The 13191-nt window shown below is 61.5% G+C and carries 12 protein-coding genes; 11 read left to right on the forward strand and 1 reads right to left on the reverse strand.

Annotated elements, in window-relative coordinates:
- Nucleotides 1-8: 8 nt before the first annotated feature.
- Nucleotides 9-764 carry a bifunctional demethylmenaquinone methyltransferase/2-methoxy-6-polyprenyl-1,4-benzoquinol methylase UbiE gene (gene ubiE, locus WD767_08645; GenBank protein MEX2616149.1) on the reverse strand — a complete coding sequence of 252 codons (756 nt, stop codon included), beginning with the start codon at nucleotides 762-764 and terminating at the stop codon, nucleotides 9-11.
- Nucleotides 765-854: 90 nt separating this feature from the next.
- On the opposite strand from ubiE, the gene mutM reads away from it, so the two are divergent.
- The 11 genes from mutM to WD767_08700 all read left to right on the forward strand — a co-directional run bounded on the left by mutM (nucleotide 855) and on the right by WD767_08700 (nucleotide 13077).
- Nucleotides 855-1688: a bifunctional DNA-formamidopyrimidine glycosylase/DNA-(apurinic or apyrimidinic site) lyase gene (gene mutM, locus WD767_08650; protein MEX2616150.1), complete on the forward strand. Its 834-nt coding sequence runs from the start codon at nucleotides 855-857 to the stop codon at nucleotides 1686-1688.
- Between the two features lie 13 nt (nucleotides 1689-1701).
- Entirely contained in the window at nucleotides 1702-2061 is a 360-nt protein-coding gene (locus WD767_08655) for a hypothetical protein (GenBank protein MEX2616151.1), read from the forward strand.
- 45 nt (nucleotides 2062-2106) lie between these two features.
- Entirely contained in the window at nucleotides 2107-2883 is a 777-nt protein-coding gene (locus WD767_08660) for an enoyl-CoA hydratase (protein ID MEX2616152.1), read from the forward strand.
- 92 nt (nucleotides 2884-2975) lie between these two features.
- Nucleotides 2976-3236, forward strand: coding sequence for a 30S ribosomal protein S20 (gene rpsT / locus WD767_08665; GenBank protein ID MEX2616153.1), 261 nt, complete (start codon nucleotides 2976-2978; stop codon nucleotides 3234-3236).
- Nucleotides 3237-3774: 538 nt separating this feature from the next.
- Nucleotides 3775-5136, forward strand: coding sequence for a chromosomal replication initiator protein DnaA (dnaA, locus tag WD767_08670; protein ID MEX2616154.1), 1362 nt, complete (start codon nucleotides 3775-3777; stop codon nucleotides 5134-5136).
- 204 nt (nucleotides 5137-5340) lie between these two features.
- Nucleotides 5341-6459 carry a DNA polymerase III subunit beta gene (gene dnaN / locus WD767_08675; protein ID MEX2616155.1) on the forward strand — a complete coding sequence of 373 codons (1119 nt, stop codon included), beginning with the start codon at nucleotides 5341-5343 and terminating at the stop codon, nucleotides 6457-6459.
- A 43-nt stretch (nucleotides 6460-6502) separates the two neighbouring features.
- Nucleotides 6503-7636, forward strand: a complete 1134-nt coding sequence (recF, locus tag WD767_08680) for a DNA replication/repair protein RecF (GenBank protein ID MEX2616156.1) — start codon at nucleotides 6503-6505, stop codon at nucleotides 7634-7636.
- 18 nt (nucleotides 7637-7654) lie between these two features.
- The gene (gene gyrB / locus WD767_08685) at nucleotides 7655-10108 is read left to right on the forward strand and encodes a DNA topoisomerase (ATP-hydrolyzing) subunit B (protein MEX2616157.1); all 2454 of its coding nucleotides are present in this window, start codon (nucleotides 7655-7657) and stop codon (nucleotides 10106-10108) included.
- Nucleotides 10109-10256: 148 nt separating this feature from the next.
- Entirely contained in the window at nucleotides 10257-10775 is a 519-nt protein-coding gene (gene fabA / locus WD767_08690; protein MEX2616158.1) for a bifunctional 3-hydroxydecanoyl-ACP dehydratase/trans-2-decenoyl-ACP isomerase, read from the forward strand.
- A gap of 209 nt (nucleotides 10776-10984) precedes the next feature.
- Nucleotides 10985-12205 (forward strand): beta-ketoacyl-ACP synthase I, encoded by a 1221-nt coding sequence (gene fabB / locus WD767_08695; GenBank protein ID MEX2616159.1) that lies wholly within the window; start codon nucleotides 10985-10987, stop codon nucleotides 12203-12205.
- 80 nt (nucleotides 12206-12285) lie between these two features.
- Nucleotides 12286-13077 (forward strand): SDR family oxidoreductase, encoded by a 792-nt coding sequence (locus tag WD767_08700; protein MEX2616160.1) that lies wholly within the window; start codon nucleotides 12286-12288, stop codon nucleotides 13075-13077.
- The last annotated feature ends 114 nt before the right edge of the window (nucleotides 13078-13191 follow it).

Consider the following 13191-nt stretch of genomic DNA (forward strand, 5'->3'; position numbering starts at 1 on the left):
GGGCCGGTCTAGATGCGCCAGGCGGCGTGGATCGCCGCGATCCCGCCGGACAGGTTGCGTACCGTTACCTGCTCCAGCCCCGCCGCGGTCATGCGCGCAGCCAGTTCCTCCTGCGCCGGAAAGCGGCGGATGCTTTCAACCAGGTAGCGGTATGAATCCGCATCGCCGGCAACCCGCGCGCCCAGCGCCGGGACCACCACGAAAGAATAACGGTCGTAGATATCCGCCAGCAGCGGCAGCACCACATGGCTGAATTCCAGGCAGAGAAACCGGCCGCCCGGCTTCAGCACCCGGCGCGCCTCGCGCAGCGCGCGATCCATGTCGGTGACGTTGCGCAATCCAAAGGCAACGGTATAGGCGTCCGTACTGCGGTCTGAAAACGGCAGCGCCTCCGCGTCCCCGACAACCCACCGGATCCTGTCGAGCATTCCGCGGTCCAGGGCTCGGTCGCGCCCGACGGAAATCATTTCGGCGTTGATATCGCAGACCGTGGCGCTGCCGCCGCCGGCATCGCGAAAGCGCCTTGCAATATCGCCGGTGCCGCCGGCCAGGTCGATCAGATGCATGTTGGCGCGCGGCTTCAGCTGATCGATCAGCGACGCCTTCCACAGGCGATGCACGCCCATCGACATCAGGTCGTTCATCAGGTCATAGCGCCGCGCCACGCGATCGAACACGTTGCGCACCAGCCGCGCCTTTTCACCCTTCCCGACTTCCCGGAAGCCGAAATGAGTTTTTTGTTCGTCATCGGCATGTTGCATCATCGGGCGGACGATAGCCTAACGCGCCGGGGTTTGCTAGAACGGGTGCTGCCGGAGCGAGTTTCCCCTGTAACCGGATGACAGGCCGCCGCGATGCCAGAATTGCCCGAAGTCGAAACCGTCTGCCGCGGTCTGCGCATGCCACTGGAGGGGCGCGTCCTGAAGCGCGTGGTTCAGCGGCGGGCTGACCTGCGGTTTCCGTTTCCCGATGGCTTTGCCGCGCGCCTGACCGGCCGCCGCGTGCAGCGGATCGACCGACGGGCGAAGTTCATCCTGATGACGCTGGACGACGACGCCGTCGTGATCATCCATCTCGGCATGTCCGGGCGGATGACCATCGTCGATGCCGACGCCGCCCCGCCGCCGGGTCCGCATGATCATGTCGAATTCGAAACGGACGACGGCATGCTGATCCGGTATTGCGACCCGCGCCGGTTTGGCATGATGGACCTGACCACGGCGGCGGCGCTGGGCGACCATCGGATGCTGCGCCACCTGGGGCCCGAACCGCTGGGCAATGCGTTCAACGCGGCGGTTCTGAGTGCGGCGCTTGCCGGCAAGCGCACGCCGGTCAAGGCGGCGCTGCTGGACCAGCGCGTCGTCGCAGGCCTGGGAAATATCTATATTTGCGAGGCGCTGCACCGCGCGGGCATTTCGCCACGGCGGATGGCCGCGACCATCCCCGGCGCGCGGGCCGAACGCCTGGTCCGCGAGATCCGCGATGTGCTGGGCGAAGCAATTGCGGCTGGCGGCTCGTCGCTGCGCGATTACGTGCAGGCGTCAGGCGATCTGGGCTATTTCCAGCACCAGTGGCAGGTCTATGGCCGCGAGGGCGAACGCTGCCGGCAACCGGCATGCGCCGGCGTCATCAGCCGCATCGTGCAGAGCGGGCGATCCACTTTCCTTTGCTCCGCGCATCAACGATGATATAGCGGCTGTGATGCGGAACCTGATAACGATCCTGGTGCTTCTTGGCATGCTGGCGGCTTCGCCGACCGGCAGGGCAGAGGATTTTATCGAAGGTTTCGAGGACGTGCCGGTGATGCCGGGCATGGCCGTAGACGCCGATACGGCGATCGCATTCGATACGCCGGCGGGACGGATCGTTGAAGCCTATGCCGCGGGAAACGTCTCCGCCGCCGCCATACGGAAATTTTACGACGATACGCTGCCGCAGCTTGGATGGGTGCGCGTCGGCGTGCTGGCTTTCCAGCGCGAGGGGGAAGCCCTGGCGCTGGAGCTGATCAAAAAGGACGAAACGATCACGGTACGGTTCCGGCTTGCGCCGACCCCCAAGTGAGGGCGCGGCGACCGATGCGGCACGCGGACAGGAGAAACGGCAGATATGGCATATGAATACATCCTGGTGGAATCCCGTGATGCGGTAGGTCTGGTGACGCTGAACCGGCCGGCGGCGCTGAATGCGCTTTGCGCCGGGCTGATCGCGGAACTGGGCCAGGCGCTCGACGCGCTGGAAGCCGACAAGTCAATCGGCGCCATTGTCCTGACCGGATCGGACAAGGCGTTCGCCGCCGGCGCCGACATCGGCGAAATGGCCGGAAAGTCGTACATGGACGTGTATGGGGAGGATTTCATTACCGTCGGCTGGGAACGGGTGGCGCAATGCCGCAAGCCGATCGTCGCGGCGGTCGCCGGCTATGCGCTGGGCGGCGGATGCGAAGTGGCGATGATGTGCGACTTCATCATCGCCGCCGATACCGCGCGCTTCGGCCAGCCGGAAATCACGCTTGGCACGATTCCCGGGGCGGGCGGCACGCAGCGGCTGACGCGATTCATCGGCAAGTCCAAGGCTATGGACATGTGCCTGACCGGCCGGATGATGGATGCGGCGGAAGCCGAACGCTGCGGCCTGGTCAGCCGGATCGTTCCGGCCGACGAACTGATCGCGGATGCGCTGAAGACGGCGGCGAAAATCGCCCGCATGTCGCAGCCCGTCGCGATGATGGTGAAAGAATCCGTCAACAGGGCCTTCGAGACGACCCTGTCGGAGGGAATCCGATTCGAACGGCGGATATTCCATTCGACATTCGCGACCGAGGACCAGAAGGAAGGCATGCGCGCATTTGTCGAAAAGCGCAAACCGGCGTTCCGGAACCGGTAGGGCGCTGTTGCCGCGAATCGAGGTTGACGCGGCGCTGGAGCACCGATATAAGCCGCTTTCTTGAATTTACCAATGACTGTACAGGATACCTTATGGCGAATCATAAGTCGGCCAAGAAGCGCATTCGTCAGATCGCGCGGCGCACCGCCGTGAACCGTGACCGGCGCGGCCGGATCCGGACGTATGTCCGCAAGGTTGAAGCGGCAATTGCAAGCGGCGACAAGGGATTGGCCGAACAGGCGATCCGCGTTGCCATGCCGGAAATGCAGCGCGGCGCGCAGCAGGGACTGACCCATCGGAACACGGTGGCACGGAAAATTTCCCGCCTTGCGAAACGAATCGAAGCGCTATAATTCATTGTCGATATTCCGGCTTTTTTGAGCCGCGCCCCACGGGCGCGGCTCTTTTAATTTGTGGTAAAAAATAGCGAAATTTTTACGTCAGGAAGATTCAAAGGCTTAGCCGGATTCGCGTCGCGATTTACCGTTTTATTTCGATGTTTGCGTTTGGTTCTCGTTGCAACCCGAAAATAGCATAGGTAGATTGGCACGGTGGCAGTAAGCTTGATGGGATTTGCCTCAAGCATAAAACAAGAACCGGCGACGGCAATAAAAGAGTTAAGGTGCAGGGGTCAGAATAAAGATAGTAAAATTAGATGTTAATACTGTCTATTTTTATCCCAACGTTAAAATATGTCTTTAAACCTGGATGAGCTTAGGCTTTTTTAGGTGTAAAGAATTTTAGTTCCGCTTCCTTACTCACCGTTTTATTGGTTTTCCGAACGCTGTCTGAATCCTGGATCGGAATATTCCGACATCCGGGGGTGGGATGATTTTGTCTGCCGTGAGCCTCTCGTCGGGTACGGCTTTGCTTTATGGGGTGGCGTTGACGTTGACAGACGAAAACCGTTCTACCGAACAGCCAGCATCTTACTGGACACGGTTGCGATCCCGGCTTCGGGCGGAGTTTGGCGAGGCGGCCTACCGCAGCTGGCTGAAGCCGGCGTCATTCGAACTGTCCGCCGAGGACACGATCCGCATTCTTGCGCCGACCCGGTTCATGCGCGACTGGATCGAAACCCAGTATGGCGACAGGCTCCTGAGACTGTGGTCGGAAGAGAATCCGATGATCGTCAGGCTGGAAATTGTCCATGACGGCGCAATGCCGGAGCAAGTCGCGACGGTGCCCGCGGTTGTCGCGGCGCCGTCCGGCGACCGCGCCCATAACGATATCGGCGCGCCGCTGGACCCGCGGTTCCGCTTCGACAATTTTGTCGTCGGCAAGCCGAACGAACTGGCCTTTGCCGCTGCGCGGCGCGTTGCGGAGGCGGAATCCGTTCCGTTCAATCCACTGTTCCTTTACGGCGGCGTGGGGCTCGGAAAGACCCATCTTATGCATGCGATCGCATCGCATATCCGCAGGACGACGCCGGAACGGCGGGTAATCTACCTGTCGGCGGAAAAGTTCATGTACCAGTTCATCCGGGCGATGCGGTTCAAGGACACAATGGCCTTCAAGGAGCAGTTCCGTTCGGTCGACGTCCTGATGATCGACGACGTGCAGTTCTTCAGCGGTAAGGACAATACCCAGGAAGAGTTCTTCCATACCTTCAATGCGCTGGTGGACCATAACCGCCAGGTCGTCATTTCGGCGGACAAATCGCCGAATGACCTGGAGGGCATGGAGGACCGGATGAAGTCACGGCTCGGCTGGGGTCTGGTCGCGGATATTCATCCCACGATCTACGAACTTCGGCTTGGTATACTGCAATCCAAGGCGGAACAGATGAGTTTCGACATCCCGCCGAAGGTGCTCGAATTCCTCGCCCACCGAATCACATCGAACGTGCGGGAACTGGAAGGCGCCCTGAACCGGCTGGTCGCGTACGCCAAGCTGGTGGGCCGGCCGATCGCCCTCGATAATACGCAGGAGGTGCTGCAGGACATCCTGCGGGCGAATGACCGCAAGGTGACGATAGAGGAAATCCAGAAGCGCGTGGCCGAGCATTACAACATCCGGCTCGGTGAGATGTTTTCCGCACGCCGGTCGCGAGCCATCGCCCGCCCGCGCCAGGTTGCCATGTATCTGTCGAAACAGCTGACCGAACGGTCGCTGCCGGAAATCGGCCGGAAATTCGGCGGCCGCGACCACACCACGGTCATGCATGCGGTTCGCAAGATCGACGAATTATGCGCCCTGGACAGCTCGTTTTCCGAAGACGTCGAATTGCTGCGGCGCATGCTCGAGGGCTGATGTCCGCGAAACCCCGATTCGCCGCGTTCCGGGGCATTAAATGAAGCGGTACAAAGCATAAACTAGTGCGGATTCCGGCCGGTCATGCTAGGTTCAGCGGGGGCTTGTCGAATCTGCCGATATCCTTGAAGCTACGTTGCAGGGCGGAGGCGAGGGCCGTCTTGGGCCTGCGGTAATCTTGAAGCGTATGATCAAAGAGAAATCATGAAACTGACCATCGAACGGGCGGCACTTCTGAGGTCGTTGAACCATGTCCAGAGTGTCGTAGAGCGACGGAATACCATTCCCATCCTGGCGAACGTCCTGCTGCAAACCGGTGACGGCGGCGTCAGGCTCACGGCGACCGATATGGATATTTCCATTGTCGAAACCGTTCCCTCCCAGATTGCGGCGGCGGGCGACACGACGGCGCCGGCGCATACCCTGTACGATATCGTCCGCAAATTGCCGGAAGGCGCGCAGGTCGAACTCGATTCCAATTCGCAAGACGGTCGGCTTGTTCTGAGTTCCGGCCGATCGCGTTTCGTGCTGGCCTCGCTGCCGACAGCGGATTTTCCGGCAATGAGCGACGGCAACCTGCCGCACCGTTTCGTGATTTCCGCCATGTCGCTACGCGCGCTGATCGACCGGACCCGGTTTGCGATTTCGACCGAGGAAACCCGATATTACCTGAACGGCATCTATATGCATGCGACGGAATCCAGCGGGACCCCTGTCCTGCGCGCCGTGGCGACCGACGGCCATCGTCTGGCGCGGGTTGAATCGCCGATGCCGGAAGGCGCCGCCGGCATGCCGGGCATCATCGTGCCCCGCAAAACGGTGAACGAGCTGCGCAAGCTGATCGACGAGTGCGAGGGCGATGTCGAGGTTTCGCTTTCGGATACCAAGATCCGGTTTTCCTTCGATGGCACGGTGCTGTCCTCAAAGCTGATTGACGGCACGTTTCCCGATTACGAAAAGGTTATACCGGTCGGCAATGACAAGCTGCTGGAAGTCGATTGCCACCAGCTGGCCGCGGCCGTCGATCGGGTCGCGACAATTTCGACGGAACGGTCTCGTTCGGTAAAGCTGATCATCGCGCATAGCAGTCTGATTCTGTCCGCAAGCAGCCCCGAATCGGGGTCCGCGACCGAGGAGCTGGAGGTTTCCTACGACAGGGAAGCACTCGAAATCGGCTTCAATTCGCGCTATCTTCTGGATATCGCGCAGCAGGTCGAGGGCGAGACCGTACAGGTTCTGCTGGCGGATGGCGCGTCACCGACGATTGTCCGCGATACCGCGGATGAAAGCGCGCTTTACGTTCTGATGCCAATGCGGGTTTAGGGCGCGCATGCACGAGGCCGCAATTGCCAGGGTTGATTCCCGATTGGATTCGCTTCCCGCACGGTTGGCGGTAACCCGGCTGCGCCTGACGGATTTCCGCTGTTACCGCACGGCCGCGTATGACGGCGATTTCAGGCCGGTCGTGTTGACCGGTCCCAATGGGGCCGGCAAGACAAACATGCTGGAAGCGGTATCCTTTCTGGCGCCCGGCCGGGGGCTGCGGCAGGCGCAGCTGAATGAAATCGACCGACGGCCCGGCAACGCGGCGGGCTGGGCGGTCGCCGGCACGGTATCATGCGCGTCAGGCCCGGTGGATATCGGGACGGGACGCGAGCCGGACCGGCAGAGACGGTTGGTTCGCGTGAATGGCGCAACGGTTTCGGGCCAGGGAGCGCTTGGTGAATATGTCAGTATCGTCTGGCTGACGCCGCAGATGGACCGGCTGTTCCTCGATGGCGCATCGACCCGGCGCCGGTTTCTCGACCGGCTGGTCTTCGGCTTCGATACGGCGCATGCGGGGCGGGTCGGCGGATACGAACATGCCATGCGCGAACGGCTGCGGTTGCTGAAAGAGGGCCGCATTGACGACGCCTGGCTGTCCGCCCTGGAGGAAAACATGGCGGAACGGGGCGTTGCCATTGCCGCGGCGCGACGTGAAATGGCCGCCCGGCTCGCGCGCGCCTGCGCGGAGGGAACCGGCCCGTTTCCCCGGGCGGGCATCGCCGCGACGGGCGAGGTCGAATCGTGGCTGAATGATGGGCCGGCGCTCGCCGCGGAAGACCATCTGCGCGAACGCCTGTCCCGAACCCGTCGTCTGGACGCGGAAACCGGCCGGACCGCGGCCGGACCGCACCGCAGCGACTTCACCGTCCGGCACCTGGAAAAGGACATGCCGGCGGATCAGTGTTCGACCGGCGAACAGAAGGCGCTGCTGATCGCGGTTGTTCTGGCGGATGCGCGGCTGCAGGCGGCGGAACGCGGCGCGGCGCCGCTGCTGCTGCTGGATGAGGTTGCGGCGCATCTCGATGTGGAAAAGCGGCAGGCGCTGTTCGCGGAGATTCTGACGCTGGGCGCGCAGGCCTGGCTTACGGGAACCGACCGGACCATATTTACCGAACTGGAATCCCACGCGCAGTACTTCAGCGTCGCCAATGCGGCGCTGGAACGGACATCCTGACACCGAACGGAAGAATTTATGAACGACGATACCACTGTCCCGCCCGAAGGTAAGGAATCAGGTTACGACGCCGATTCGATCAAGGTATTGCGCGGGCTCGAAGCCGTGCGCAAGCGGCCGGGCATGTATATTGGCGACACCGAGGACGGGTCCGGCCTGCATCACATGGTCTATGAAGTGGTCGACAACGGCATCGACGAAGCCATGGCCGGTCATGCGGACAGGGTGACGGTCACGCTGAACGGCGACGGATCGGTGACCGTGACCGATAACGGCCGCGGCATCCCGGTCGACATTCATACCGAGGAAGGCATTTCCGCGGCCCAGGTGATCATGACGCAATTGCATGCGGGCGGTAAGTTCGATTCCAATTCCTACAAGATTTCCGGCGGCCTGCACGGCGTCGGCGTCTCGGTCGTGAACGGGCTCTCCAAGCGGCTGGACCTTACCATCCGGCGCAACGGTCATATCTACAGCATGCAGTTCGAGGACGGCGACCCGTTAGACGGCAAGGATCTGGCGATTGTCGGCGATTGCGATCGGGGCGATACGGGCACGGAAGTAACCTTCTGGGCGTCCGAGGAAATATTCAAGATCACCGAATACGATTACGACATGCTGGAACACCGGCTGCGCGAACTGGCATTCCTGAATTCCGGGGTCAGTATCGTACTGACGGATGCCCGGCTACCGGAACCGAAGGTGACCCATTTCCATTACGATGGCGGCCTTGCCGAGTTCGCGAAATATCTCAACCGGTCGCGGACGCCGCTGCATGGCGAAGTCATCCTGATGGTCAGCGAAAAAGACGGTATCACGGTCGAGGTCGCGATCCAGTGGAATGACAGCTATCACGAGACCATGCTGTGCTTTACCAACAACATTCCCCAGCGCGACGGGGGCACGCATCTGGCGGGGTTCCGGGCGGGCCTGACCCGGCAGATCAACAATTACGCGGGCGAGACCGGCATCGCAAAGCGGGAGAAAGTATCGATCACGGGCGACGACGCCCGCGAAGGCCTGACCTGCATCCTGTCGGTAAAGGTCCCGGATCCCAAGTTTTCCAGCCAGACGAAGGACAAACTTGTCTCCTCCGAAGTGCGTAACGTCGTCGAATCGGTGGTCAACGACCGGCTCGCCCAGTGGTTCGAGGAACATCCGACGGACGCGCGGCAGATCCTGCAGAAAGTCGTGGAGGCCGCAGCGGCCCGCGAGGCGGCGAAAAAGGCCCGCGAACTGACCCGGCGCAAGGGCGCGCTGGATATATCCAGCCTGCCCGGCAAGCTGGCGGATTGCCAGGAACGGGACCCTGCGCATGCCGAAATCTTCATCGTCGAGGGCGATTCCGCCGGCGGGTCGGCGAAGCAGGGGCGCGAACGCAAGTCCCAGGCCATCCTGCCGTTGCGCGGCAAAATCCTGAATGTGGAGCGCGCCCGGTTCGACAAGATGCTGGGCTCGTCCGAAATCGGCACATTGATCACGGCGCTGGGCACGGGGATCGGCCATGACGATTTCAACGCCGACAAATGCCGCTACCACCGCATCATCATCATGACGGACGCCGACGTCGACGGCAGCCATATCCGCACGCTGCTGCTGACGTTTTTCTTCCGGCAGATGCCGGAACTCGTGGAGCGCGGATATCTCTATATCGCCCAGCCGCCCCTGTACCGCGCGAAGAAGGGTAATTCCGGCGTCTATCTGAAGGACGACCGCGAACTGGAGGAATTCCTGGTGCGCGACGGCGTGACCGGCGCAACCCTGGTGCTGGGCGACGCGGAGGAGCTGGCGGCGGAGGACCTGTATCTGGCCGTGAGCGAAGCGCGGGTGGCCGCGCAGCTGATGGAGCCGCTGATTCGCAAGGTCGGCAACCGCACCGTCGTGGAGCAGGCGGCGATCGTCGGCGCGCTGAACCCGTCGATCCTCTCGGATCCGGAGCGCGCCGGCCAGACCGCAGCCTATATCGCGCGGCGCCTGGACAGCCTGTCGCCGGAGACCGAGCGGGGCTGGATCGGCGCGCCGCAGGACGATGGCGGCCTGTCGTTCAGCCGGACCCTTCGTGGCGTCACCCAGCGTTTCAGTATCGATGGCGATGTTATCCGAAGCGCCGAAGCGCGGCGGCTGGACGGTCTCGCAGCCGAATTGCAGGCAAAATACGGGCTCCAGACCGCGGTGCTGCGCACGAAGGACGGCGAAACCCGGATCAACAGCCCGATCGACCTGCTGGACCAGGTGACGGCGCTCGGCCGCAAGGGCATCTCCATCCAGCGGTATAAGGGGCTGGGGGAGATGAACCCCGACCAGTTGTGGGAAACCACCCTTGATCCGAACGCGCGGACATTGCTGCAGGTGAAGGTTGCTCATGAAATGGAGGCGGCGGATCTGTTTTCGACGCTCATGGGCGACGTGGTGGAACCGCGCCGCGATTTCATCCGGGCGAACGCGCTGAAGGTCGCCAATCTGGATGTCTAGATCGGTAGGGGCAGTCCGCCCCCTTCCAGCCTAACGCAACATTGAACGAACGGGATTAAAACGTTACATAAGTCGGGTACCGAATCACGGTGGGTGATTACTTGTGAAAGCGGGCTCTGTATTCAGTGTGCCGCTATGGGGATGGGGCGTGAAATTATCACAAAACAGTTTCTCATATGAGGAATTGCTCACATGTGCGCATGGCAAGCTGTTCGGGCCGGGCAATGCCCAGTTGCCATTGCCGCCGATGCTGATGTTCGACCGGATTACGTCGATTTCCGAAGACAACGGCGAGTACGGCAAGGGCCAGATTGTCGCGGAACTCGACATCAACCCAGAGCTCTGGTTCTTCAAATGCCATTTCGAAAACGACCCGGTCATGCCCGGCTGCCTCGGCCTCGATGCAATGTGGCAGCTGGTCGGTTTCTTTCTCGGCTGGCTGGGCGGCATCGGCAAGGGGCGCGCGCTCGGCGTTGGCGAGGTAAAGTTTACCGGTCAGGTTCTGGAGACCGCCAAGAAGGTGACCTATGTCATCAACCTCAAGCGCGTGATGATGCGCAAACTGGTGCTTGGTGTCGCGGATGGCGAAATGCGGGTCGACGGGGAGCCGATTTACGAAGCCAGGAACATGCGTGTCGGCCTGTTTACGACGGCCGAAGGTTCCTGATCCGGGGTTTGAAAACATAAAGTGCCGGTTCCCCCGAAATTCGGTATGTTGAACCGTATGGTTGGGAGAATGGCGCGAAACAGGGCCGATGGAACCATAGGCTGGCAAATTCCGTCTATTCGATAGTGTAACACTCCGTATTTTCTGGGAGCGGGTTCATATTCATGTCATTCAGACCAGTGATCATCCGCTCCAGCGAGGCATAAACGATGCGACGTGTCGTAGTCACCGGTATCGGGATCGTATCCAGTATCGGTAATAACAAGGAAGAAGTACTCGATTCGCTGAAAGCGGGCCGGTCGGGTATCGAATATTGCGAAACCTACAAGGAACTGGGTTTCCGCAGCCACGTGCATGGCGCGCCCAAGATCAATCTGGAAGATCGTCTGGACCGCAAGACAATGCGCTTCATGGGCGACGGCGCCGCCTATAATTATATCGCGATGGAAGAGGCGATTGCCGATTCCGGACTGGAAGAAGGCGACATCACCAACGAACGGACCGGATTGATCATGGGCTCGGGCGGCCCGTCAATGCGGAACATGGTGGCGGCGGTCGATACCATGCGCGAAAAAAACGCCAAACGGGTCGGCCCCTTCGTTGTTCCCAAGGTCATGTCGAGCACCAATTCGGCGACCCTGGCCACGCCGTTCCGAATTCATGGCGTCAATTATTCGATCAGTTCCGCCTGTTCGACCAGCGCGCATTGCATCGGAAACGCGGCCGAACTGATCCAGTGGGGCAAGCAGGACATCGTTTTCGCCGGCGGCGGCGAGGAACTGCACTGGTCGTTTACATTGCTGTTCGACGCCATGCCAGCCTTGTCGTCCCGGTACAACGACACGCCCGCTGTCGCCAGCCGGGCGTTCGACAAGAACCGCGACGGCTTTGTGATCGCGGGCGGCGGCGGTGTTGTCGTGCTGGAAGAGCTTGAGCATGCAAAGGCGCGCGGCGCAAAGATATATGGCGAGGTCGCCGGCTACGGCGCCACATCCGATGGCTACGATATGGTGCAGCCCTCGGGCGAAGGCGCCGCGCGCTGCATGCGCCAGGCGCTGTCCACGGTGGTAGACGGCAGGATCGATTACATCAACGCGCACGGCACGTCCACGCCGATAGGCGACGTGAAGGAATTGCAGGCTGTACGCGAGGTTTTCGGCGCGGACGTTCCCGCCATCAATTCCACGAAGTCCCTCACGGGGCATTCACTGGGGGCGGCCGGCGCGCAGGAATCCATCTATTCGCTGTTGATGATGAATAACCGCTTTCTGGCCGCATCCGCGCATATCGACGAACTGGATCCCGAGGCGGAAGGTTTTCCGATTATTATGGAGCGCCGGGATGATGTGACGCTGAATTATGTCATGTCCAACAGCTTCGGTTTCGGCGGCACGAACGCGACACTGGTCTTCAAGCGGTACGACGAATAACCAACCGGCGCCGAGCCGTGCAACAGACAAGAGGGGGATCGCCGGGTCGACCCGTTCCGGGGACCGGTGAACTGAGCCGAATGACCACAACGCAGGGCCTGATGGGCGGCAAGCGCGGTTTGATACTGGGCGTTGCAAACGATCATTCGATCGCATGGGGCATCGCACAGACACTTGCGGGACAGGGCGCCGACCTAGCGCTGACATTTCAGGACAGCAACCTTGAAAGGCGGGTCCGGCCGCTGGCGGAATCCGTCAATGCCTCGCTGGTCCTGCCCTGCGATGTCGCGGATCAGGGCAGTATCGACGCCGTCTTCGAGATGATCGCGGGCGAATGGGGCCGGCTCGATTTCGTCGTGCATGCCATTGCCTTTTCGGACAAGTCGGAACTGAACGGGCGGTTTACCGACACGACGCGCGGCAATTTTGCGCGGACAATGGATATTTCCTGCTATTCGTTTACCGCCATTGCCCGCGCCGCGGCGGCGCTGATGCCGTCCGGCGGCAGCATCCTGACGCTGACATATGCCGGCGCGCGGCGCGTGATGCCGAACTACAACGTGATGGGCGTGGCCAAGGCGGCGCTGGAGGCAAGCACCCGGTATCTGGCGGCGGACCTGGGCCCGCAGGGTATCCGGGTCAACGCCCTGTCGGCGGGACCGATGCGCACCCTGGCGGGCGCCGCCATCGGCGGCTCCCGATTCGTCTACAAATGGCAGGCGGATAATTCGCCCTTGCGGCGGAATGTGACGCTCGATGAAATCGGCGGCGCGGCGCTGTACCTGCTGTCCGACCAGGGCACGGGTACGACCGGGGAAATCCTGCATGTGGATTCCGGCTACAATATCGTCGGCATGCTGGCGGATAGCTGACCGGCCCGACGAAAGCGGCAGACGCATAAAAAAAGGGCGGCGAGAAATCTCGCCGCCCACAGACCGCTGACAAACCCCTCGCCTTTGGTGAGGGGTTTGTGATTCAATGCGGGA

It is taken from the genome of Alphaproteobacteria bacterium (assembly GCA_040905865.1).
Taxonomy (GTDB): Bacteria; Pseudomonadota; Alphaproteobacteria; order UBA8366.

What these genes read in the sequence shown, in the direction of transcription:
- ubiE (MEX2616149.1), bottom strand. Translation starts at nt 764, where the DNA reads ATGATGCAACATGCCGATGACGAACAAAAAACTCATTTCGGCTTCCGG.
- mutM (MEX2616150.1), top strand. Translation starts at nt 855, where the DNA reads ATGCCAGAATTGCCCGAAGTCGAAACCGTCTGCCGCGGTCTGCGCATG.
- WD767_08655 (MEX2616151.1), top strand. Translation starts at nt 1,702, where the DNA reads ATGCGGAACCTGATAACGATCCTGGTGCTTCTTGGCATGCTGGCGGCT.
- WD767_08660 (MEX2616152.1), top strand. Translation starts at nt 2,107, where the DNA reads ATGGCATATGAATACATCCTGGTGGAATCCCGTGATGCGGTAGGTCTG.
- rpsT (MEX2616153.1), top strand. Translation starts at nt 2,976, where the DNA reads ATGGCGAATCATAAGTCGGCCAAGAAGCGCATTCGTCAGATCGCGCGG.
- dnaN (MEX2616155.1), top strand. Translation starts at nt 5,341, where the DNA reads ATGAAACTGACCATCGAACGGGCGGCACTTCTGAGGTCGTTGAACCAT.
- gyrB (MEX2616157.1), top strand. Translation starts at nt 7,655, where the DNA reads ATGAACGACGATACCACTGTCCCGCCCGAAGGTAAGGAATCAGGTTAC.
- fabB (MEX2616159.1), top strand. Translation starts at nt 10,985, where the DNA reads ATGCGACGTGTCGTAGTCACCGGTATCGGGATCGTATCCAGTATCGGT.
- WD767_08700 (MEX2616160.1), top strand. Translation starts at nt 12,286, where the DNA reads ATGACCACAACGCAGGGCCTGATGGGCGGCAAGCGCGGTTTGATACTG.